The sequence below is a fragment of the Streptomyces sp. NPDC006208 genome (genome assembly GCF_040613775.1).
Classification (GTDB): domain Bacteria; phylum Actinomycetota; class Actinomycetes; order Streptomycetales; family Streptomycetaceae; genus Streptomyces.
This window is the reverse complement of sequence record NZ_JBEXSW010000031.1, coordinates 91920-112571: the sequence shown is the minus strand read 5'-3', so window position 1 is coordinate 112571 and position 20652 is coordinate 91920. Positions and strand designations below refer to the sequence as shown.

Here is a 20652-nt window from a genome sequence, read left to right as displayed (position 1 = left end):
AATATTTTGTCGTGATTATAGTTGGGTTATATTACTGATGTTAATGCCCCCCCCCCCCCCCCCGGGCGGGGGGGGGCCCCCCCCCCCCCCCCCCCACGGCCGGGGAGCTGGTGCTACGGCAACTCGCCGGACCGTCCCTGGTGGTGCAAGGGTGACCAGCCGACCTCGGTTGCGGTGCGCCATCTCCGCGGCGAGGCGTGGATGTTCGGCAACGGCCTGCTCGTGCCAGGTCCCGTGGCGCTCCTCGGCCTGTGCGGCTTCGGGCTGGGGCTGCTGCTGACCCTTCAGCAGATGATGTGGCCGGACCCTGAACGGCGTCCGCGGTGGCTGCGGCGCCGCATCTACGACATCTGCGTAGTGGGAGCGCTCAGTTGGGTGGTACTACTGGCCGCGCTGGCGTTCGACGTCAACGGCTGACAACGGGTCCGCGCCCAGCCGTGCCCAAGCACCCGTACGACGACGACCTACTGTTCGCGGTGGTCACGTGTGGAGGCCACGCCGAGATCACCGTGACGTTCCCTCCGTCGCGTTGCGTGATGCCGTGGCGGCACTCAGAGGGTCGGGAAGAGCACTGCGAAGAAGAGCCACAGCAGTACGGCCCAGAAGACCGCCGCCGCCAGCGACACGAGCAGGGAGCTGCGCCACCTCAGCACCAGGAACGGGAAGAGCACCACGGCCGCCCACAGGCCGGCCACGTCGATCGACATGTGCGCGGCCTGGCCAAGGGTTCCCGCGCGCCCCGCGGCGATATGGCGCAGCAGCCGCTGCGAGACGAAACCGTACAGGCCGAAGACGATCGGGAAGAGCCACAGCGGGGTGATCGTGACCAGTTCGGACTCGGAGAACTCGTTGAACAGGACCAGGTAGACGAGGGCGGCGCCCAGCACACCGGCCATCAGCGCGGTCACGTAGAGGGCGGTCAGAGCGGTCGGCTCCGCCGTACCGGCCGGTGCGGGATCGGGCGCGGGCACGGGCGAGGCGTATGGAACATCGGCCGACGGGGCCCGGACCACCTGGTGGCAGTGGGGGCAACGGACGTGCTCGGCGCGGTAGGCCGGAGCCGAGATCAGGTGCCCGCACGAGGCGTGGAATTCCACTTGCTGACGCTGGTTCATGCGTTGCCTTCCCTGGACCGCTCTCGTATTGCTCGACGCCGGTGACGCGTCAGTCGACCGAAACAGCATCCAGCCTGTCCCGACGCGCGGCTCGTGGAGTGATCTTCACAGCGGCGAGCCTCCCCGGCATCCGGGAAACTGCGTACTCGCACACGTAGTCGCGCGGTCCCGTGGCCGGTACGGCTGGGCGAAGAGTCCGCGGTTGCCGTTCCGGGACGGTCTTGTCCGACCCTTGCCTGACCCGAGCCACCCGCACCCCACGGACCGCCGCGCCAAGCACCTCGTCCTCACCGCCGGCCGAGAGTGCCGACGGCGGCCTCGGTCTCTGTTGCCGGCACTGCTGACGACAGCCGAGGCAGGTCACCACGTCCGAATCCGTTGCCGCAGCGGGGGGCACTACCTACGTGCACGGCTACGTGACCTCACGGATGTGCCGCATCCGGCTCGCTCGGTAGAACAGGGCATGACGACATTGGGTACGGGCAAGAACTTGCCCCAGAAGATGCCGAGCGACCTGAAGCGGCGCGCGGGACTGCTCTGGATACACGGGGTCCTGGCCGTCGGCTGCGTTCTGCCGGCGGCCTTCCCGAACGGCACCGCCGACCACGGTCAGGAGAACTCCGGCAGTGTCCAGGCCGTCTCGAAGTGCCAGACATGCCATTGGTACGGCGACTAGGCCGTCCATTCCGGATTTTGCCTCAACTAGCTTCGTGGAGACGGAACATGCGTATACCTGCCCTGAGTGTCACCGTCGCGGTAGTGGCCGCGACGGTAGCGGGAGGAGCGGCTCCGGCCGCTGCCGACACGTTGGTCAGCACGGTCACGCTGGAGGCCGGCAACGGCCTCCACGACAATTCCGCGACTGTGACCTATGAACGCGTCGACGGCGCGGTGAACTCGGTCAAGATCATCTCGCTGCAGGCCTTCTCCGGCGAGCGCGACTGCGTCTGGGTGGAGTGGAACGACCCGAAGGACGTGGGGGACGGATGGACCGCCCTCAACTCCGAGCCTCCGTGTTACGGCGGCAGCATGGGGGAGACGCTCAACCGGATCATCAAGGCGCCCCAGGGCCATCAGCTCAAGGTGCGCCTGGCCGCTTACCACGACGGCGGGATCGAAGTGATCCACAAGGACATCGCAAAGCTCTAGCCGGACCGTGCGGCGACACCCGGATGCCTCAGGTGGTCCGGTGTCGCCGCGCCACCGGAGGCCACGACCGCCCAGCCCTGCTCGCAGCGGTGTGGGGAGCGTCGCTGGTCCTGGCCTCACCGCTGTCTCCGGTCCAGTGATCGCTGTCGGCCGCGGTCATCGCTCTGGCCGTGATCGTCACCTGGGTTCTTCATCTGGCCGGTTGGACAAGCCGAGCGGCCCTCGTCCCGCTGACCAGTGGGATCGGTAGGTGAAGGACCCCACCGCTCGTCAAGGGCATCGTGACTGCGTCGGCTGCCGGACGGCGGCCGGCGGCGGATGTCCCGGCATTGCCCTGTGCGGCCGAGAGTAGTGGACGTGTGCTCGGCGAGTCCTCGTGCTCGCCGAATCGAGCTCCGGTGCACGCACCGGCAGGAATGCGACGCGGTGCGGCGGCGGTTACCGGCGATTGCCCGACGCTGTGGTGCTCAATCCGGGTGTCGTGGCTCGGCCTGCTGATGATTCGGGTTCGTGAACGACTGCCGATGAGCAGCGCGCGCTTGTTGCCAGGTCTGCTGCGTGATCAGGTTTTGGTCTCGGAGTCTGTCCAGGACGATGTCTCCGCGTGGTGTCTCCACGGCACGGGTCACCGCCGTGACCGTGTGTATTCTGCTCCGCGGCCGGTCGCCGCGCCGGTCGGCTTCGACGGCTTGCGCTGCGGCGGTGAAAGGGTCCTGCGGGGCTACGTCTGCGGCTTCGGCAAGGTGTCTGCGCGCTGTGTCGCGGTCGCCGCGGGCGAGGGCTGCGTCGTAGCGCCCCATGGACAGGGCATGGCTCAGTGCGTCGCGGTCGGCGGTCATGCTGGTGCCGGGCGCTCGGCGTAAGGCTTCTGCGGCTTTGGCGAAACGAGTCTCTGCGACGTATGGCTCGTGTGCGGCGAGAGCGAGGTGACCGAGCCGCAGAAGGACGTCGGGGTTCAAAGGGCGCAGCGTGTGCAGCTGGGTCCAGACGGTCTGTGCTTCGGCGGGGCGTGCGAGTTGCTCGAGGCAGTCGCCGAGGCGCAGAAGTGCAAGGGGGCCGGGTTCGTGTCCGGGGCTGGGCAGGCAGCCGAGGGTGTGGCGCAGGTCTTGCTCGGCCGTGGTGAAGTCGGCTGAGAGGTAGGCGCTTTCGGCGCGGAGCATGAGAGCTTCGGTGGTGTCGTGGATGTGCAGGGCGCAGTTCTCGAGGACCCAGTCGAGGAGTTCTCGGGTGTGGGTGGCGTGGTCGGCCGGGTTGCCGCCGTACAGGAGTGTCCTGGCGGTGGCGATGACGAGGGGTCCGCAGTGGGGGGCTCGCTTGAGCCAGGGCTGCAGGGTGGTCAGTGCGGCCTGGGGGTGGCCGCCGGCGAGGAACTGTGCGGCGGTTTCCAGGACGGGGCGGGTGTCGCTGATGGCGATGCGGATCTCGTCGGGGGTGAGTGGTGCTGCGGCCGCGCGGTGCCATTGATCGAGGATCGCCAGAACCGTGTGGGGTTTTGGCCGACGGTCTTTCGGGATGCCGGTCGCGCCTGCCCAGGCCGGCACGAACAAGGGCTGGGGGGATGCGACGGGCTGGGGGCTGGGTGGCACTCCCAGGTGGCGTTCGGGGTCGGTGGGGCCGTGCGTGCGGTTGTCGACCGCGACCCAGGCCCGTGCGTGGAAGGATTTGACGTTCACTTCGACGCGCCAGAACTGGCCGGGCTGCAGGTCGTGCAGGGCGTGGGAGATGACATCCCTGTAAAGGTCGTCGGTGACGATGACGGCGACGTTCGCCGCCGGGAATGCGTCGATGGCTGCCCGCAAGGCGGGGCTGTCGAGCATGCGGGGGACCTCGATGGCCACGTTGGTGGAGTAGCCGAGGGCGTTCTCCCGCAGGATGCCCTGGCCGAGGCTGAGCCGGGCCCGCAGGCGGCATTCGGGCGTTCCGGTGTCGTTGTGCCGGGCGAGATCGCGGCTGAGGACGCGCAGGAGCGCGGCGATGGTGCGGGCCTCGTCGATGGTGCCGGGCAGCACGATGAGTGCTCCGTCGCCGGCGGGCTGCAGGTGCCAGTCGGCGAAGTCGGTGTCCGCTTCGGCTGCTGCGGTCATGAGCAGGGACAGGAGGCGGTGTTGCAGTTCTTCGCGCTGGGTGGCGGTGGAGCGGCGGCTCCAGGCAACGATGTCGACGCCCATGCAGAGCCGCCGCTGGCCGGACAGCATGGTGGGACCTACCAGAAAATGTCGAGGAGCTTGTCCCAGACGCGCTGGGCGGCGTTCTTCACGGACAGCCAGATGTTGTAGGCCTTGTCCTCCAGCCAGCTCAGGAACGCGCCGAGGCTGGCGAGTATCTTGTCGATCTTGCTGCGGTTCTGCTGCTCGAGCAGCTTCTTGATCTTCTTGATGTCGGCTTCGGTGACCTGCGCCATGCTCGTGCCTTCCGTGCGTGTGTTCAGGTGAAGAGCCCGCGGAGTCTGTTCCACAGGTCCTGGCCGTAGGAGCGGATCTGGCGCCACAGTTCGCTGGCCGCGTCGACCACGTCGGCGAGCCATTCCAGAAGGGAGGACACCGAGCGCAGGATGGCCGCGAGCCGGCTTTGCGACTGCCGCTCCAGCAGGCGGACGATGTCGTCCTGCTGGCGCTGGGTGAGGGTCACCGCTTGGCTTTCTTGCCCGAAGCGGTTTCCTCGGCGCGCACTTGTGCGACGTAGTCGCGTACCTCGGGGGCGGCGAGTTCGAACGGGTCGGCGGTTTCCACCGGCAGCTTCCAGGCGGCTTTGCCGGCTGCCTTGATCAGCGTGATCATCAGGTCGTCCAGCCGGTAGCGGCGCTCGGCGGAGAAGTGGACGATGTTCTTGGCCTGCAGCCCGGGGACCTGGTGGGACAGTTTGCGGGCGATGTCCAGGCAGCGGCCCTTGATGGACTTCTCCTGCTCGTCGGAGGGGTGGTTGAGCTTCGTGTCCCACTCACCGGGGCCGATCAGGTCCACCTTGTTGAGCGCGACCACCAGGCGCCGGCCTTTGCCGTCGCGCAGAGCAGGCAGGATGACCTGATTGAAGATCCGCTGGTCTTCGCCCAGGATGCGCTCGGTGGCCTCCAGGACGTACAGAACGACGTCCGCGTTGGGCAGGTGTTCGCGGTATATCTGCTCGAAGACCGCGTCCTCGGCGATGCCTTCTCCGAGGCCGGGCATGTCCAGGATGTGCAGACTGCCGCCGCCGGCGAGGGCGAACTCCTTCAGCTGTGCTTCCGAGGTGCCGCGCAGGGCGTGGCTGATGCGGAACTCGGCGGAGAAGACGTTGTTGATGGTGGTCGTCTTGCCGACGCCGGCCTTGCCGATGACGGCGACGCGCGGCGGGTTGGTGGCGCGTTCCTTGGTGACGATCTCCACGAGCTTGTCGGTGGTGTCCTCGCCGAGGAGCCGGCGCAATGCGGCCGGGGCCTTGCCGGTCTGACCCAGATGGAACATGCCGTTGACGAAGGAGTTGTCGTGGTCGTGGCTCATGGCAGTCACTGCTCCGTAGCCTTGGCGGCCAGAAGGCCGAGTCGGATGTGCTCGGTGACGCTGTCCAGCGCGTAGTGCTGTGTGGTGGAACACGGGACGATGTCGTCCTCGGTGAGCCTGGGCAGGTAGGGCGCGAGCTTGCCCAGGACGTTGCCGACCTGTTCGCGCAGTGCGACGCACTGGCCCTCGGAGGGGCGGCGTGAAGTGCTGTCCCAGCCGCCCGGTCCGATGGTGTCGGCGCGGGTGATCACGACGGTGACGCCGGTGCGCGGGCTGATGGTGTGGGCCAGGGCTTTCAGTGCCTCCTGGTCGGGGCGGAAGGCCCGTGGATGGGCGGCGACGACCCAGACCAGGTGATCGACGGTGGGCAGCAGAGCACTGTAGAGGCGGCGGTAGGCCTCTTCGGTGTCCTGGCTCTCCGCGAACCCCGGGGTGTCGACGATCTCGATGGGCGCTGCTTCACCGTGGCCGGTGGTCAGGTGGACGTTGACGTACTGCAGGTCCAGGGTGGTCGCCTCGAAACGACCGGTGTCGAGGTCGAGATGGAACAGTGAGTTGATGAGTGAGGTCTTGCCCGCTCCGCACTTGCCGAGAAATGCGACTCGCATGGTCGAGCTCCCGTCTTTCAGTGCTGTCGTTTGTACGCGTATGCCGGGCTGCGAACTCCGAGCCACTGCGGGATTCGGCAGCTTCTCGGCAAGCAGTTCGCACCAGAGCAGAGGGCCGTCGGAGAAGGAAGCTCCTGCCAGGGCTTGGGCGTTGTCGGCCCTGACGGCCGCGAGGTCGCGGTGCAGTTCGTAGGTGACCGCGACGACGATGTCGGCCTCCTGGCGGCGCGAGAGTTGTCCGGTCAGCCACGGGCCGGAGCTGGCACGGCGAGCGGCCAGCAGTGCCGGACCGGTGAACCCTGCTCTTCCCATCTGGGTGATGCCTTCGGTGACCGCCACGCACAGACGAAGCCGGTTGCTGTGGTGGCGAGCGGCGAGGCGCTGGGTGAGCCGGCGGAGGAAGCAGGCCAGCGCTGAGGGTTCATCGATACCCGGCGGCCATACTCCGGCGACGCCGCCCTCGGCGGTGGGCTGCCACCACACGTGGCCCACTGCCGGCGGCAGGCCCTCTGCGTCCACCGTGGCGAGCACGTCACCGGGTTGGCGCCGGCCGTCGTAGCCGGGAGCCAGGGCAATCACAGAGGCGCACAGCCGGCGGACACCGTGGGCGACGTCGTTCCGCTCAAGACCCCCTGTTGATCCGGGCTGCTGCGCGGATTCGCGTGTCATCCGCCCACGGTGCCCGTCCCCCAGGAGCCGGACACCGTCCCAGTTCGGGATTCAGCCCAACCCGAGTGCCACCCGGTTCAGCTTCCCCGTGTCCTTGACGACCACGCGCCGGTAGCCGACCACAACCATGCCCTGCGTCCGCAACTCCGCGAGTGCCTCGTTGACGGACCGCTCCACGGCACCCACCAGAGCAGCCAGCTCTGCCTGATTCAGGCCGACGGCTATGACCGTCCCCTCGGGGGTCTGCTCGCCCCAGTGGTCGGCGAGTTCGAGCAGGAGCCGTGCCAGCCGGGCGCGTACCGAGCCGCTGACGTACTCCAGCCGTCTGCGGATCGCCGACCGGAACTTCCGCGTGACGTAGCGCGTCACCGCGGCGGACGCCGGTGGATACTGGGCGAGATAGGCGCGGAATTCGGGACCGCTCACGCGCTGGGCAATGATGGCCCCGGCCGCGGTGACCGTCGCCGTCCTGGCACTGCCGTCCAGGACTCCGATCTCCCCCACCAGGTCGCCACGCGAGCGCACGGCAAGAAACGCCAGCTCCCCCTCCTCGGTGATCGCGGTCACCTTGACATGGCCGTCCAGCAGTACGTACACGACGTCCGGCGGCTCCCCTTGACGCATCAACACACTGCCGGCCCCGTACTGACGCCGGCTCCCCAACCACACCAGCTGCTCCCGCGCATCGCAGTCGAGATCAGCCAGGACACTGCCCGCCGGGAAATCCTTCAACGCCCAGCCCCCTCCCCCTCAAAACAGAGCGCATTACGAATACCACCCGTGAGCGGTGCTTCGTGACTTTTCGCATAATGTGCTCCGTGAGCGGATCGCAAGGGGTATAGCGGACTAAGTTGCCTATCCGTGCCGGGAAGGTTCGAGGTCGACTTCGCCCGTGCTCGAGGCCCGGCGGTTGCCTCTTCTGAGCCGACGCGCCGGTCGCGATCGTCGCCCTTTGCTGACCCCGGAGGAAGCAGAAGCGTCTGACCTGCGGAAACGCCGGAATGGCGTGAGAGGTGGTGGAAGTTCGTGGGGCGGATGAACGAGGAGATCGCGTCGGCCCGTTCGGATTGGATGAGCAGCTCCCGATCCGGTGAGGCCGAGGGCTACGACGGCGGACCGCCGGCGGCACCCGAACTGCCCGCCACGCCGCTCAAGCCGCGGGGGCGCGTGTGTTGATCTGGGGTCATGGGCATGGGGAGCGATCGTCGAGAGGTGCAGGTTCCGTGCCCCATCGCCTGCCATACGGAGGGGATGCCCGCGCGTCGAAGTGATCCACTCGGACGTGGGGCACTCCCGTACCAGGGTGCCGAGTTGCGTATGCACCCATGGGCATCGGCGTCAGTGGGGGGCAACGGCCCAGGAGAGCAGTTCGCCGACGGCGTGTCATGGTCACCGCATCAGTGCTCGGCCTCGTACCTGTGCATGCGTTCGGCCAGCGGGAGAGGTGTCTCGGCGAGACCGGTGACGGACCCGCTCGCCATGCGCGCGCACACCCCCGCGCAGGCGAGGAGTTGTTTCTCGCTGTGGTGCGAGACCACCGCCGCGTCCGTGTCCGGTGCGGCCCGGTAGTCGGTGCGGCAGACGACGCAGACCAGTCCGGCAATCATCTCCTCGGACGGTTCTGTACGGCTGTGACGGCGGTTTGAGATCGCGTCAGGCGAATACATAGAAGCGTTCCCTCTTGCTCATGGCGTGACAGCGGGACCGGAGCGATTCTTGGCGCGGGTGCCAGGCGTCTTCTTGGGCTGTCGCGGGCGGGTGGTCGGGTCGACGAATCGGCGGCGTCGTTGCGCGCTACGTGGTGACCGGCGAGTCCTACCCTCTCCCGGGGCCGATGCGCCCGACCGCGCCGTTCCTGGAGGCGTCCGCCACAAACGATGACGGCCGAGGTGCGCGGGGTATCGCCCCGGCGTATCGCCACCGTACTCTCGTCCGCGCTCAAAGCGGAACAGTCCGCCTCCAGGAGGCGAGCGAACGCTCTGTCTGTGCGCGGGGAGTACGGTGGGCCAGGGGCAGTCCGAGCCGGCGGCTGCCGTGCCACCGCCGCCCAGGGCGACTCACCACATGCTGCGGGCCACCAGCGCAGAGAGGGCGTGTGCACCGGCCCAGAGGCGGACCGCGTGGGCCGTCCCGGCGAGGCCATGACGAGACCGTCCGACCGCCTGGACGCGAAACGGTCCGGGGCCCCGGCCCGCCCGGCGTACGAGGCGGCCGGCGACGCTTCCCTGTCCGTTCGGCGCTACGCCCCGGCGAGTTCGCGCACCACCGCCATATCGCTGAAAGGGAGCAGTTCCTCACCGACGATCTGGTACGGCTCGCTGCCCTTCCCTGCCACCAGGACGATGTCGTCCGGTCCCGCGGTGGACAGGGCGAAGCCGATCGCCCGACGGCGGTCGGCGAACCGTTCGAATGGTGTGCCGGTCGCCGTAAGACCAGGGGTGATCTGGTCCAGGATCGACTCGGGGTCCTCGGTGCGGGGGTTGTCCGAGGTGAGGACGCACAGGTCGGAGTGGCTCCCGGCGATTTCCCCCATCTCCGCGCGCTTGGTGGTGTCCCGGTCCCCGCCGCAGCCGAAGACGGTGATGACCCGGCCGGTGGCGAAACCCCGGATGGTGGCCAGGACCTTCTCCAGGGAGTCCGGGGAGTGGGCGTAGTCCACGATCACGGACGTGCCGCGCGGGGTCTCGAAGCGTTCGAACCGGCCGGGGATCGGAGGCAACCGGTCGAGCGCGGCGACCAGCCTCGCCAGGTCGTGCCCCAGAACATGGCAGGCCGCCACAGTGGCCAGTGCGTTGGCCACGGAGAACCGGCCCGGGACGGGAATCGCCGCCGGGTACTTGCGGCCGTCGTGATGCAGCGTGAAACGCGTGCCGGAGGCGTCCACGACGAGTTCTGTCGCCCGATAGTCCGCCTCGGCGTCCAGGGCGTACGTGGTCACCGCGCCGGGCATCACCGCCTGGATTCCGGCGCTCACGGGGTCGTCGGCGTTGACCACCGCGCGTCGGCACAGACCCTGGAACAGGCGCAACTTGGCGTCCCGGTAGTTCTCCATCGTTCCGTGGTCGTCCAGATGGTCCTGAGTCAGGTTGGTGAAGACGCCGACGTCGATGAAGGAACGGTCGACCCGGTGTGTCAGCAGGCCCATCGACGTGGCCTCCAGCACGACGCTCTTCGCCCCGCGGTCGCGCATGCACCCCAGCAGGTACTGGAGGTCCGGCGACTCCGGCGTGGTCAGTGCCGACCTCGGCATCGGGATCATTTCGTCCCCGATCCGGCTGCCGGCCGTCCCGATGACCCCCACCTCGGCGCCCTCTGCGATCCGCAGTACGGACTCCACCATGTACGACACCGACGTCTTTCCATTGGTGCCGGTGATCGCCACCATGTCCATCTGCCGCCCCGGCTCGCCGTGGTAGCGAGAGGCAACGACCGCGGCTGCGGTCCGTGCGTCCGGTACGCGCACGGCGCACACGTCCGCGGCCCACACCGACGCCGGAAGATCAGGCGCTCCTCCCTCGAGGAGCACGGCCGCCGCGCCGCGTGCGAGAGCCGGCCCGACGGACTCGGGGCCGCCCCCGCGGTGGCCGGGCACCGCGATGAACAGAGAACCCGGCGACACCCGGTGGGCGTCGAAGCACACTCCCGCGGTGATTCTCGTCTCCGGACTGCCCTGAAGAACCTCGTGGTTGTGTCCGGCCAGGAGCTTGCTCAGCTTCATATGATCCCTTCCAGGTGGCTTGACCGTCGCGCGGCCGTGGCCGGGCGGCAGCGGCGCCCAGCGCCTACGGTGTGCCGGTGACTGCGGAAAGTGGGCCACGGGGCGGGGCGGTGCCCCGGGCGGGGCGCGGCCGGGTCGGGACCGCCGGGGCTGAGCCCAGGCCGGTAGAGGGACCCGGACGGTGACCGGGGAGGCCGGGAGAACGGGGGCCGGGGAGAGGCCGCTGAGAATCGCTAGCCGTGGCCGTGCAGCGCCGTGCGGCCGGTCTCCGGCGCCTCGACGTCAGCTGCACGCGAAGGGACGACGGCTGCCGCATCCGTGGCAGCCGGGCACAGCGTGCGGAGTGCCTGCCGCAGGCACTCCCTCGTCACGTATGTGCAACCCGTGCCGCGAGTGTACGGCCGGGAAAGCGGCTCGAATTCCACCCGCGGCAGGGCTACGCGGAGGGAACGTACAGAGCCGGGGCCGCCGGAACGCGACCGCCGGGGGCCGGGACGCGGCGCACGGCGTCAGACGATCGTGAGGGCTGCGGAGACGAGGAGTGGGCGTGTGCGGCGACGGTCAGAACGCCGAGGGCGTAGCCGCTGTCGTCGACGACCGGACAGGCGCGGAGTTCGCGCGTCCGCATGTCGTCGAGCGCCGAGGAGAGGGACACTCCGGGACGGGTGAAGGGGCCGCGTTCGTGGACGATGGCGCTGACGGCGGTGCGTTCGGTGTACCAGGACCGTGCTCGGTAGGGGCCGAACTGCGCTCGCGTGACGAGGCCGACACAGAGACCGTCATGTCCGTGCAGGACGAGGAAGTCGGCGTCGGCGACATTGAGGATGTCCAAAGCTGCGTCGACCATGGTGTCGACAGCGATCTGCGGGTCGGCCGGTCCCATTGCGTCGGCCACCGTGGCCGAACCCCATCCGTCCGCCGGCGAGTGAAGCACGTCGATGGTCATACTCATGTCGTTGACCCGCCCCTGGGCTCGTCTGCACGCGCCCACTGTTGTTGCTCGCCGAAAACGACATCAGCCTCGGAGCCGATGCACGAAGGGTTCTCGGTGGCCCCACCGTACACCGGCCGCAGGCCGACACCGTGGGCGTCACGGCTGATCCGGCCCGCAGACGGCCCCGAAACGGCCCGGCCGAGGATGACCGGCCGAACCCGTCGACCATACGGTCCGGAGCGGAATTGACGCTGCTCCGTACGGGGGACCGGCACCCCGTGAATGGCGCTGAAGCGGCTTGGTACCGGGGAGGAGGAGCAGCTTGGCCCCCGTCCGGTGCCAGGCAGCGGCGCGTGCCTGCGACGGAAGCCAACCGAGGCCCGCCGGCCCGGCCTCGGCGGCAGGGCCGGAAGCCCAACCGGACAGCTGGGGACGGACGCATCGTCAGATGCCGTGTCACCGGAGGGCAGGACGGTCAGCTGCTCAATGCCGCCGCCACGACGGACCGGGCCTCCTCCTGTACGCGCGTCAGGTGGTCGGGTCCGAGGAAGGACTCGGCGTACACCTTGTAGACGTCTTCGGTACCCGAAGGGCGTGCGGCGAACCAGGCGTTGGCGGTGGTCACCTTGATGCCGCCGATGGCCGCCCCGTTGCCCGGCGCCTGGGTGAGCACAGAGGTGATCGGTTCCCCGGCAAGGGTGTCGGCCGTCACCTGGTCGGGAGAGAGACGGCTCAGTACGGCCTTCTCCTCGCGGGTCGCAGGGGCGTCGACACGGGCGTAGGCCGGTTCGCCGAACCGGGCGGTGAGCGACGCGTAGCGTTCGCTCGGCGTCTGCCCCGTCACCGCGAGGATCTCGGACGCGAGCAGGGCCAGGACGATGCCGTCCTTGTCGGTGGTCCACACCGAGCCGTCCCTGCGCAGGAAGGAGGCCCCGGCGGACTCCTCACCGCCGAAGCCGAGCGAGCCGTCGATCAGGCCGTCCACGAACCACTTGAAGCCCACCGGCACCTCGATCAGCTCGCGCCCGAGGTCGGCCGCCACCCGGTCGATCATGCTGGAGGACACCAGTGTCTTGCCGACACCGGCACCGGCCGGCCACTGGTCGCGGTGGCTGTAGAGGTAGGCGATGGCGGTGGCGAGATAGTGATTGGGATTCATCAGGCCGCCGTCGGGGGTGACGATGCCGTGCCGGTCGGCGTCGGCGTCGTTGCCGGTGGCGATCTGGAAGCGGTCGCGGCGCTCGATCAGCGACGCCATCGCGTACGGGGACGAGCAGTCCATCCGGATCCTGCCGTCCCAGTCCAGCGTCATGAACCGCCAGGTGGGATCGGTGTACGGGTTGACCACGGTCAGATCGAGGCGGTGCTCCTCGGCGATGCGGCCCCAGTACGCCACGGACGCGCCCCCGAGCGGATCTGCACCGATGCGCACACCCGCGGCGCGCACCGCGTCCAGGTCGAGCACGGACGGCAGGTCTCGCACATAGGCGCCGAGGAAGTCGTACCGCTCGGTGGTCGGCGCGGCGAGCGCCTTGGTGCTGGGCAGGCGGCGGACATCCTTCATACCGCCCGTGATGATCTCGTTGGCGCGCTCCTGGATCCAGCCGGTCGCCTCGGAACCGGCGGGCCCGCCGTTCGGGGGGTTGTACTTGAAGCCGCCGTCGGCCGGTGGATTGTGCGAGGGCGTGACCACCACGCCGTCGGCCCGGCCGGAGGCACGCCCGCGGTTGTGGGCGAGGATGGCGTGCGACACCGCCGGGGTGGGGGTGTAGCCGTCGGCGGCATCGATGAGCACGGTGACGCCGTTGGCCGCGAAGACCTCCAGAGCGGTCACCCGGGCGGGTTCGGACAGCGCATGGGTGTCGGCGCCGAGGAACAGCGGCCCGTCGGTTCCCTGCTGGGCCCGGTACTCGCAGATCGCCTGGCTGGTCGCGGCGATGTGGTCCTCGTTGAAGGCGGTGGCGAGGGCGGATCCCCGGTGTCCCGACGTGCCGAAGGCGACTCGCTGGGAGGGTTCGGCAGGATCGGGGTGCAAGGCGTAGTACGCGGTCACCAGCCGAGCCACATCGATGAGGTCCTCCGGCCGCGTCGGCTGTCCCGCGCGCTCGTTCGGCATCCGTCCACTCCTTCGCATCGGTCGGTGCGATCAGTGCACGAGTCATGATCGCTTGTGAGTCGCGTTTCGTCCGGCCGCCCCTCCGCACGGACGTGCCGAGGGATGCTCCGGGCGGCCGTGCTCAGCGTCGGCCCGGGCACCCGCATCGCGTGGCCGTTCCGAGAAGTTGGCCCGTTCGCTGCCGGCGTCCACGTTCGTCACGGGTGGTTTCGAGTATGACGTCATCCGAAGGTCGTGGCGCCGATGACCGAGCCGGTGGCCCCCGACGATCCCGAGCAACTGGTGTGCAGCAACGGTGCCTTCAGGCCGGGAGTACCACCGGTCCTGGGCCGCTTGCCGCGTCAGTCCGCGTTCGCTCGCAAGCTCGGCCGAGTTCGGTCGCTCCTCAGCCGCGTCGGGCCGCGGCCAGGGCCGCGCGCAGCGTCGCGGCGTCCGCGCTCGCTCCCGGGTCGTCCATGGAGATGCCGCGACCCTGCGGGTTCTTCGCGTACGGAACGACATAGGCCGGCGTGTCGCGCTGGAAGCGCCAGCTGTCGGCGAGGGGCCCCGCGTCCACTGCGTCATAGCCGAGGAGATCGAGCAGCCGGGTGGCGCCGGCCTTCGCCTCGGGGTCATCGCCGGCGATCGGCAACGCCGAACGGTCCACCGCGCCTGAGGGCCGGGCCAACGCGGCGAGATGCGCGAAGAAGATGTTGTTGAACGCCTTGACGACCTTGGCGTCCGGCAGATGCCGCTGGAGGAGTTCGCTGGTGGTGGTCTCTTCCGCGTCCAGTTCGGTGATCTGTCCGTCGCGCTCGGGGTAGTAGTTGTCGGTGTCGAGAACGATCTTCCCGGCCAGCGGCGCCACCGGCACCTGGCGGTAGTTCTTCAGCGGGACGGTGACCACGACCCAGTCGCCGGCGACCGCCGCCTCGGCGGGTGTCGCGGCCCGCGCGTGCGGGCCCAGCTCCGCAACCAGGTCGGCGAGAGTCTCAGGTCCGCGTGAGTTGCTGAGGACCACATCGAGCCCGGCGGCCACGCCGAGCCTCGCGAGGGTGCTGCCGATGTGGCCACTGCCGATCAGTCCAAGAGTGCTCATGGTGATCACAGCGGGCCACACGGCGGCCGTATTCCCCGTCCCTGCGACCGGGGGTGCTTTCAGCCGCGTTCGGCGTAGCCCTGCTCGGTGTCCCGCACCGCGCAGCGCACGGTGGTCCCGACGCCTTCGGGGCCGAAGTCCTTGGGAAATACCGAGAGTTCACCTTACGGCCCAGTCCGAGACGGGGCGTACGTCAAGCGTGCAGTGCCTGTTCCGTCCAGATGGACTTGCCCCAGTGGCTGTAACGAGTCCCCCATCGAAGGACGAGCTGGGCAACGATGAACAGTCCGCGCCCGCCTTCGTCGTCGTCTCCGCTGTGGCGCAGGTGGGGGGCGGTGTGTCCGGCGTCCGCAACTTCGCATACGAGCGTGCGGTCGTGGATGAGCCGCAGGTGCACTGGACCCACAGCATGCTTGACCGCATTGGTGATCAGCTCGCTGGCGATCAGCTCGGTGGAGAACACAAGCTCTTCCAACCCCCAGTTGCTCAGCTGTCCGGCGACAAGATCCCGGGCCCGGCCGGCAGAGACCGGTTCCGTGGGCAGGTTCCAGGTGGCGACCCTGCGGCTGTCGAGCTCGCGGGTGCGGACCAGCAGGAGAGCCGAGTCATCGAGGGTCGTGCCGCCCGGAAGCAGTTCGGAGGTGACACGATCACAGAGATCTTCCAGGGAACTCGAGCCCTCGCTGAGGACTCTCCCCAGGGCATCCAGCCTCTCGTCGATGTCCTGGTCGTGCACCTCGACCAGACCGTCGGTGAAGAGGGCCAACAGACTCCCCACCGGCAGGTCGACCTCAAGGGACTCGAAGGGCAGCCCGCCGAGCCCCAGGGGCGGGCCGGCCGGCAGCTCCGGGAATCGGACGCGTCCATCAGGTTCCACGATCGCCGGCGGCAGGTGGCCTGCGCGGGCCATGGTGCAGTGTCGCGACACGGGGTCGTAGATCGCGTAGAGGCAGGTGGCCCCGGTTGCAACATTGTGGTTCCCGGCGAATGCGCCGGGGGCGTCCGCGTCGTCCTCCGGCTGCCCCACGAGATCGTCGAGCCTCATGAGGAGTTCGTCAGGGGGTATGTCCAGGCGTGCGAGCGCGCGCGCCGTCGTCCGCAGGCGTCCCATGGTGGCTGCCGCCTGGAGCCCACGGCCCACCACGTCCCCGACCATGAGCCCGACACGGGTTCCTGACAGCGGGATGACATCGAACCAGTCCCCGCCGACGCCGCTCAGACTGTCCGCGGGCAGGTAGCGATGAGCCAGTTCGACCGCCGAGTTCGACGGCAGCTGCTGGGGCAGGAGCTGCCGCTGGAGAGCCAGGGCCGCAGCGCGTTCGCGGGTGAAGCGACGAGCGTTGTCGACGGACACCGCAGCCCGGGTGACCAGCTCGTCCGCCACCGCGACCGCACCGCTGTCGAAGAAGCCCGACCCATTGCCGCGAACGAAGGTGACGAGGCCCAGGGCGCTGCCCCCGGCACGCAGCGGCACGACGAGTGTGCCGTCCTCGAGCACGAGCCCGCCCGAGGCGAGACTACGGTGCTGGGGCGAGCCGTTCGGATACTCCACCGGACGCAATGGACGGCTCTGCGGCCCCACGTCGTCTGCTGTGCCGCCGGGGGCCGCCGAGCGGGACGAGGTGCGCATCAGTCGGGTACCAACCGGACCTGCGACGCTCGGCACCTCGCCGGTCAGCACAGCCGGAGCGAGGTCGACCTCGACAAGGTCGGCGAACTCCGGCACAGCCACCTCTGCCAGCTCGTCGGTCGTGACGATCACATCCAGCGTGGTTCCGACGTGACGGCTGGCCTCGGCCAACAGGCTCAGCTCCCGCTGCGCCTTGTAGCGGTCGCAGATGTCGAATGCGTCCTCGCACACGCCGAGTACATGGCTCCCCGTGTCCTGAAGCCGGTAGTAGGAACAGGACCAAGTGTGTTCGCTCCCGGGATCGCTGGGTTGCTCCCCGCGGAAGTGCAGGTCGAGGAAGGGCTCTCCGGTCTCGATCACCTGGTGCAGGACCGTATCGATCGTCTCCGGATAGCCCGCCGTCACGAATCTGCCCCCGGGGTACAGGTCGTCGGCCAACTCGCCCCGGACTTCCGAAAGCGGCAGCCCGAGCTCCTCCTCGGAGACGGCGTTGCACCAGACGAGACGGAGATCGGTGTCGTAGATGGCGAGACCCACAGGTGACTGCGTGGCCAGACTGTGCAGCATGGCCAGCCGGGATTCCCATGTTCTGAGCCGCTCCCGGTCGGCGGCCACGAGGAGCCGCCGCGCCGGGCCGGTGCCGGACAGGTGACAGACCGCGGTGACGAGTTGCAGACGGTGACCGTCCCGGTGAACGGCGACATGCACGTTGCGCTCCGGGAAGGGCGGGACCGGCTGCCCGGCGGTCTGATCAGCCGATGCCGATGCCGATGCCGATGCCGCCGTGGACGCCAGGAATGTGCCGACAGGCCGTCCGATGATCTCGGTCGGCCGGTAGCCCAGAAGCTCCTGCGCGACGGGACTGCAGCCGATGACGATGTCCTGGCGGTCGAGTACGAACGTGGCGGCCTTCGTGACGTGCAGCGGGCCACGGAAGTCGACGTTCCCGGTCGCCTTCCTTGCGTAACTCATCACGCCCTCACCGACCTGCCTCATCAGGTCCAGAATCCGTCCGATGCTGACCCTGCGCAACCAATCGGACCGAGCGCGCGCTGCCGCCGACGAGGGACGGACAGCCGTCCGGCATGACAAGGGCTGCGTCAACGGAGCCGTACGGGAGGGCCAGGTGCTGTCACCGAACCAGCTGCCCTGGGCGGTGCCGCGCCCTGACCGGCGTGACCGTGCTCCAGCCGGGTTCGGAGCCCGCGCCGCAGCCGGCCCAGGTCAGAACCGCCGGCACCCGCCAGGACGCCCTCGGCGCTCCGTCCTTGCGCTGGACGACGGCCGAGAGCAGAAAGAGCCGCACATGCGAGCGGCGACGAGCGTGGTGACGACGGCGAGCGCGTGGAGCGGTCACAGGCCGTACCCCTCGGGCAGGTCGCGGATCAGGATCGGCAGGGCGAGGCCGATCAGGCTGAAGACGACGCTCTCCGGCAGGCGTGCCGCTGCTGGGGACGCCACCGACATCGGCGTCCTCGACCAGGCCCGTATCCGGCGGAGCGAGTCCTTCGCCGTCCTCACCAGGGAGGACGGCGAGGGACTCGGCATCGTCATGGCGGCCTGAAGATCAAACCGCGGGTCCCGGGCTGTACGACGACGAATTCGCGGCCACCGTCTCGCGCACGCTGCGCGCCCCTACCCCGACGCGGCGCATCCGGAACTGGAGGGCCACTCGATCCACGAAGCATTCCGGGAGAACGACTGCCACGTCGACGACGGCGAGTGCGGAGACGCTGCGGATACGGGTCAGACCGGCGTGTTCTTGTAGTCGGCGCCGCAGGCATTCGGCCGTCCGCGCCGTCGATGGACACCCTCGCCGGGGCGCCGGCCCGACCGGCCGGGTCTCGACCGGCGCCCGTCGTTCGGCCGGGTGCTGTGTGCGGACGACAGGGTGGCGCCGGCCCACGCGGCAGGGCCTGGACATCCTGATGACCGGGCTTCAGCCCCACCCGCCGGAGCGCAGGCCGAAGTGACCGGCCGGCGCCGCTGAACCGTCCCGGGTGAGGTGGCTCGCGGCGGAGCTCGACCGGCCACGCACACGCTCGTAGCGTTGATTGCCGAGCGTCGGGACCGCTTCGGCGTCGTCGAGCCGATCTGCCGCGTGCCGACCCGGCACGGCTGCCGCCGCGTCAGGCCGCAGCGCGCCCACGGCAACCTGTCCCGGCAGCGGCACGCGTACCAGGGAGGGCCAAGGGTAGGCGACGGTCATGGACACCAACCTGTCGGACCATGTTGCCCAGGTCGTCCGGGAAGCCATCAGGGACGAGCTGCGCGAGCGGACAACCAAGCAGCGGCGTACGGCACTTCTGTACACGGGTTCCGGTGCGGCCGGCCTCTACGCGGGGGCGGCTCTGACCGCCTTTCTGGTGCTGGCCCTTGCTGCATTTCTGCCCGGGTGGGCCGCCACCCTGATCGTGGGAGTCGTCCTCGCGGTCGTGGCGGTCTGGCTCAAATCCGCGGCGCGTCAGGAGAGTTCACCCTCTGCAGCCGTATATCCGCCCGAGGTGCCGCCGCTCCCTCCGCATGCTCCTGAGACCGACACCCGGAACTGACGAGGCATCACGTTTCCTACGCCCAGGACGGGCAACCCGATGGAGAACGAGTCAGGCATGACGAACCAACGGAGAACCTCAAAGGGTTCCGGGGCGGACGGCCCGCCCACTGCCGTCGAGGTCCTGCGGCTGGCCCGGAGCCAGCTCGCCGAACTCACGGGAATGCAGCCGGAGTCGGTGTCGTCCTTCGCCCGCACCGAGGACGGCTGGGTCCTCGAGGTCGAAGTCCTCGAACTGGCCCGGGTCCCCGACACGACCAGCCTGCTCGCGACGTACGAGGTCGTCCTCGGCCCCGACGCCGAACTGACCACCTACCGGCGCGTCCGGCGCTACGAGCGCGGGAAGGCGGACCCCTCATGACGGTCCACGCGGCCGTCCCCTGAGGGCCGTGGTCCGCCGATCACCGGGCATGAGCCGTACCCCCGCGCCGGCCAAAGGACCACAATCACCAGACAGGAGGACCGGACATCATGACGGTTGTTCCGGCACAGCAGAGCCGCGGCGGCGGTTCCAGCGGACTCTACGACGTGCTCGAGCTCGTACTCGACCGCGGTCTCGTCATCGACGCCTTTGTACGTGTCTCGCTCGTCGGTATCGAGATCCTGAAGATCGACATACGGGTCGTCGTGGCCAGCGTCGACACCTATTTGCGGTTCGCCGAGGCTTGCAACCGCCTCGATCTGGAGGCCGGCCCGAACAGGAGCCCGGGTCTTCCCGAGATCGTCGGCGAGATCACCGAGTCCGGTGCCCGCGGAAAGTCCAAGGGCGCCCTCTCCGGTGCCGCACAGACGATCTCGGACGCCTTTCAGCAGGCCCGGGACGAAGGCCAGTCCGAGTCCCGGCCGCGTACCCGGCGTACAGCGCCGGCCCGTAAGAAGGAGGAGCAGGAGTGAGTACGTACGTCTACGGCATCACCCGCCGCTCCCACCCGGGCCCCGCCGCCGAACTCGTGGGCGTCGGCGACCCGCCGCTGCCCGTACGTGCAGTGACCGAGGGTGAGCTGCTGGCCATCGTCAGTGACGCCCCGGAGAACCTTCGTCCCAAGCGGCGTGATCTGCTCGCGCACCAGCGGGTGCTCGCCGAGGCGTCGGCCGCCGGTGCGGTGCTGCCGATGCGCTTCGGCGGTGTCTCACCCGACGACCACGCCGTCAAAGCAGTGCTCGCGGAGCGGGCCGGCCATTTCCAGGAACGGCTCACCGCGCTCGACGGCAAGGTCGAGTTCAACGTGAAGGCCGTGCACGAGGAAGAGCTCGTCCTGCACCGGATTCTCGGTGAGAACCCCGAACTGCGAGCGATGAGCGAGGCCAACCGCCTGGCAGGCGGTGGGAGTCACGAAGAGAAGCTCCGCCTCGGTGAGCGGATCGTGGCCGCCGTGCAGCAGCGCGAGACGATCGACGCCGAGGACCTGCGCCAGGAGCTCGGGCGCTCGGCCGAGGCGATCAGCGAGGGACCCCAGTCCTCCGGCTGGCTGGTCAATGTCTCCTGCCTGGTGGCGCATGACGACGCCGACGCGTTCGTCGCCGCGGTGAACTCTCTGGCCGAGGCGAGTCCGCAACTGTCCGTGCAGCTCAACGGTCCGTTGCCCCCGTACAGCTTCGTGGAGTGAC

Annotated in this window: 22 protein-coding genes and 1 pseudogene; 9 read left to right on the top strand and 14 right to left on the bottom strand. The window is 69.1% G+C overall.

All coding sequences use genetic code 11. The features are described from left to right. Nucleotides 1-174 precede the first annotated feature (174 nt). Nucleotides 175-417 (top strand): hypothetical protein, encoded by a 243-nt coding sequence (locus ABZ208_RS24720; protein WP_356911647.1) that lies wholly within the window; start codon nucleotides 175-177, stop codon nucleotides 415-417. 134 nt (nucleotides 418-551) lie between these two features. On the opposite strand, the gene ABZ208_RS24715 is transcribed toward ABZ208_RS24720, so the two are convergent. Beyond that, nucleotides 552-1115, bottom strand: coding sequence for a hypothetical protein (locus tag ABZ208_RS24715; RefSeq protein ID WP_356911646.1), 564 nt, complete (start codon nucleotides 1113-1115; stop codon nucleotides 552-554). A 463-nt stretch (nucleotides 1116-1578) separates the two neighbouring features. On the opposite strand from ABZ208_RS24715, the gene ABZ208_RS24710 reads away from it, so the two are divergent. Continuing rightward, nucleotides 1579-1791, top strand: coding sequence for a hypothetical protein (locus ABZ208_RS24710; protein WP_356911645.1), 213 nt, complete (start codon nucleotides 1579-1581; stop codon nucleotides 1789-1791). Between the two features lie 47 nt (nucleotides 1792-1838). Beyond that, nucleotides 1839-2264 carry a hypothetical protein gene (locus ABZ208_RS24705; RefSeq protein ID WP_356911644.1) on the top strand — a complete coding sequence of 142 codons (426 nt, stop codon included), beginning with the start codon at nucleotides 1839-1841 and terminating at the stop codon, nucleotides 2262-2264. Nucleotides 2265-2731: 467 nt separating this feature from the next. Here ABZ208_RS24705 and ABZ208_RS24700 read toward each other — a convergent pair whose 3' ends face one another. Genes ABZ208_RS24700 through ABZ208_RS24675 form a run of 6 tightly spaced genes read right to left on the bottom strand, consistent with a single transcriptional unit; the run spans nucleotide 2732 to nucleotide 7686 of the window. Further along, complete coding sequence (locus ABZ208_RS24700; RefSeq protein ID WP_356911643.1) at nucleotides 2732-4459, bottom strand: hypothetical protein; 1728 nt, start codon at nucleotides 4457-4459, stop codon at nucleotides 2732-2734. A gap of 8 nt (nucleotides 4460-4467) precedes the next feature. Beyond that, nucleotides 4468-4665 (bottom strand): hypothetical protein, encoded by a 198-nt coding sequence (locus ABZ208_RS24695; protein ID WP_356911642.1) that lies wholly within the window; start codon nucleotides 4663-4665, stop codon nucleotides 4468-4470. Nucleotides 4666-4688: 23 nt separating this feature from the next. After that, on the bottom strand, nucleotides 4689-4892 hold the full coding sequence (locus tag ABZ208_RS24690; protein ID WP_356911641.1) for a hypothetical protein: 204 nt from the start codon (nucleotides 4890-4892) through the stop codon (nucleotides 4689-4691). Next, nucleotides 4889-5740: a GTPase gene (locus ABZ208_RS24685; protein WP_356911640.1), complete on the bottom strand. Its 852-nt coding sequence runs from the start codon at nucleotides 5738-5740 to the stop codon at nucleotides 4889-4891. Before ABZ208_RS24685 ends, ABZ208_RS24690 begins: the two co-directional genes overlap by 4 nt. A gap of 5 nt (nucleotides 5741-5745) precedes the next feature. Beyond that, entirely contained in the window at nucleotides 5746-7017 is a 1272-nt protein-coding gene (locus tag ABZ208_RS24680) for a GTPase (protein ID WP_356911639.1), read from the bottom strand. Between the two features lie 51 nt (nucleotides 7018-7068). Continuing rightward, the gene (locus ABZ208_RS24675; RefSeq protein WP_356911650.1) at nucleotides 7069-7686 is read right to left on the bottom strand and encodes a Crp/Fnr family transcriptional regulator; all 618 of its coding nucleotides are present in this window, start codon (nucleotides 7684-7686) and stop codon (nucleotides 7069-7071) included. A 345-nt stretch (nucleotides 7687-8031) separates the two neighbouring features. Here ABZ208_RS24675 and ABZ208_RS24670 point away from each other — a divergent pair. Then, nucleotides 8032-8193, top strand: a pseudogene (locus tag ABZ208_RS24670) (pirin family protein); the annotation flags it as partial. Nucleotides 8194-8414: 221 nt separating this feature from the next. On the opposite strand, the gene ABZ208_RS24665 reads toward ABZ208_RS24670, so the two are convergent. The 6 genes from ABZ208_RS24665 to ABZ208_RS24640 all read right to left on the bottom strand — a co-directional run bounded on the left by ABZ208_RS24665 (nucleotide 8415) and on the right by ABZ208_RS24640 (nucleotide 17465). After that, entirely contained in the window at nucleotides 8415-8624 is a 210-nt protein-coding gene (locus ABZ208_RS24665; RefSeq protein WP_356911638.1) for a hypothetical protein, read from the bottom strand. 632 nt (nucleotides 8625-9256) lie between these two features. Continuing rightward, complete coding sequence (locus ABZ208_RS24660) at nucleotides 9257-10735, bottom strand: UDP-N-acetylmuramoyl-L-alanyl-D-glutamate--2,6-diaminopimelate ligase (protein ID WP_356911637.1); 1479 nt, start codon at nucleotides 10733-10735, stop codon at nucleotides 9257-9259. Nucleotides 10736-11171: 436 nt separating this feature from the next. Next, nucleotides 11172-11687, bottom strand: a complete 516-nt coding sequence (locus tag ABZ208_RS24655) for a CBS domain-containing protein (protein ID WP_356911636.1) — start codon at nucleotides 11685-11687, stop codon at nucleotides 11172-11174. A 457-nt stretch (nucleotides 11688-12144) separates the two neighbouring features. Next, nucleotides 12145-13785 carry a phosphoglucomutase (alpha-D-glucose-1,6-bisphosphate-dependent) gene (gene pgm, locus ABZ208_RS24650; protein WP_356911635.1) on the bottom strand — a complete coding sequence of 547 codons (1641 nt, stop codon included), beginning with the start codon at nucleotides 13783-13785 and terminating at the stop codon, nucleotides 12145-12147. Between the two features lie 385 nt (nucleotides 13786-14170). Beyond that, on the bottom strand, nucleotides 14171-14863 hold the full coding sequence (locus ABZ208_RS24645; RefSeq protein WP_356911634.1) for an NAD(P)-binding domain-containing protein: 693 nt from the start codon (nucleotides 14861-14863) through the stop codon (nucleotides 14171-14173). A gap of 193 nt (nucleotides 14864-15056) precedes the next feature. Further along, on the bottom strand, nucleotides 15057-17465 hold the full coding sequence (locus tag ABZ208_RS24640; RefSeq protein WP_356911633.1) for a SpoIIE family protein phosphatase: 2409 nt from the start codon (nucleotides 17463-17465) through the stop codon (nucleotides 15057-15059). A 334-nt stretch (nucleotides 17466-17799) separates the two neighbouring features. On the opposite strand from ABZ208_RS24640, the gene ABZ208_RS24635 reads away from it, so the two are divergent. Continuing rightward, nucleotides 17800-18057 carry a hypothetical protein gene (locus ABZ208_RS24635; RefSeq protein WP_356911632.1) on the top strand — a complete coding sequence of 86 codons (258 nt, stop codon included), beginning with the start codon at nucleotides 17800-17802 and terminating at the stop codon, nucleotides 18055-18057. Between the two features lie 375 nt (nucleotides 18058-18432). On the opposite strand, the gene ABZ208_RS24630 is transcribed toward ABZ208_RS24635, so the two are convergent. Beyond that, nucleotides 18433-18702 carry a hypothetical protein gene (locus ABZ208_RS24630; protein ID WP_356911631.1) on the bottom strand — a complete coding sequence of 90 codons (270 nt, stop codon included), beginning with the start codon at nucleotides 18700-18702 and terminating at the stop codon, nucleotides 18433-18435. Between ABZ208_RS24630 and ABZ208_RS24625 the strand changes: the two genes are divergently transcribed. The 4 genes from ABZ208_RS24625 (at nucleotide 18701) to ABZ208_RS24610 (ending at nucleotide 20651) form a co-directional block, all read left to right on the top strand. Continuing rightward, complete coding sequence (locus ABZ208_RS24625) at nucleotides 18701-19045, top strand: phage holin family protein (protein WP_356911630.1); 345 nt, start codon at nucleotides 18701-18703, stop codon at nucleotides 19043-19045. The two genes, ABZ208_RS24630 and ABZ208_RS24625, sit on opposite strands and share 2 nt — an antisense overlap. Nucleotides 19046-19102: 57 nt before the next feature. Then, entirely contained in the window at nucleotides 19103-19405 is a 303-nt protein-coding gene (locus ABZ208_RS24620) for a gas vesicle protein (RefSeq protein WP_328393150.1), read from the top strand. Between the two features lie 110 nt (nucleotides 19406-19515). Then, nucleotides 19516-19938: a gas vesicle structural protein GvpA gene (locus ABZ208_RS24615; protein WP_356911629.1), complete on the top strand. Its 423-nt coding sequence runs from the start codon at nucleotides 19516-19518 to the stop codon at nucleotides 19936-19938. Then, complete coding sequence (locus tag ABZ208_RS24610; RefSeq protein ID WP_356911627.1) at nucleotides 19935-20651, top strand: GvpL/GvpF family gas vesicle protein; 717 nt, start codon at nucleotides 19935-19937, stop codon at nucleotides 20649-20651. The genes ABZ208_RS24615 and ABZ208_RS24610 overlap by 4 nt, the downstream gene beginning before the upstream one ends. Nucleotide 20652: the final 1 nt, after the last annotated feature.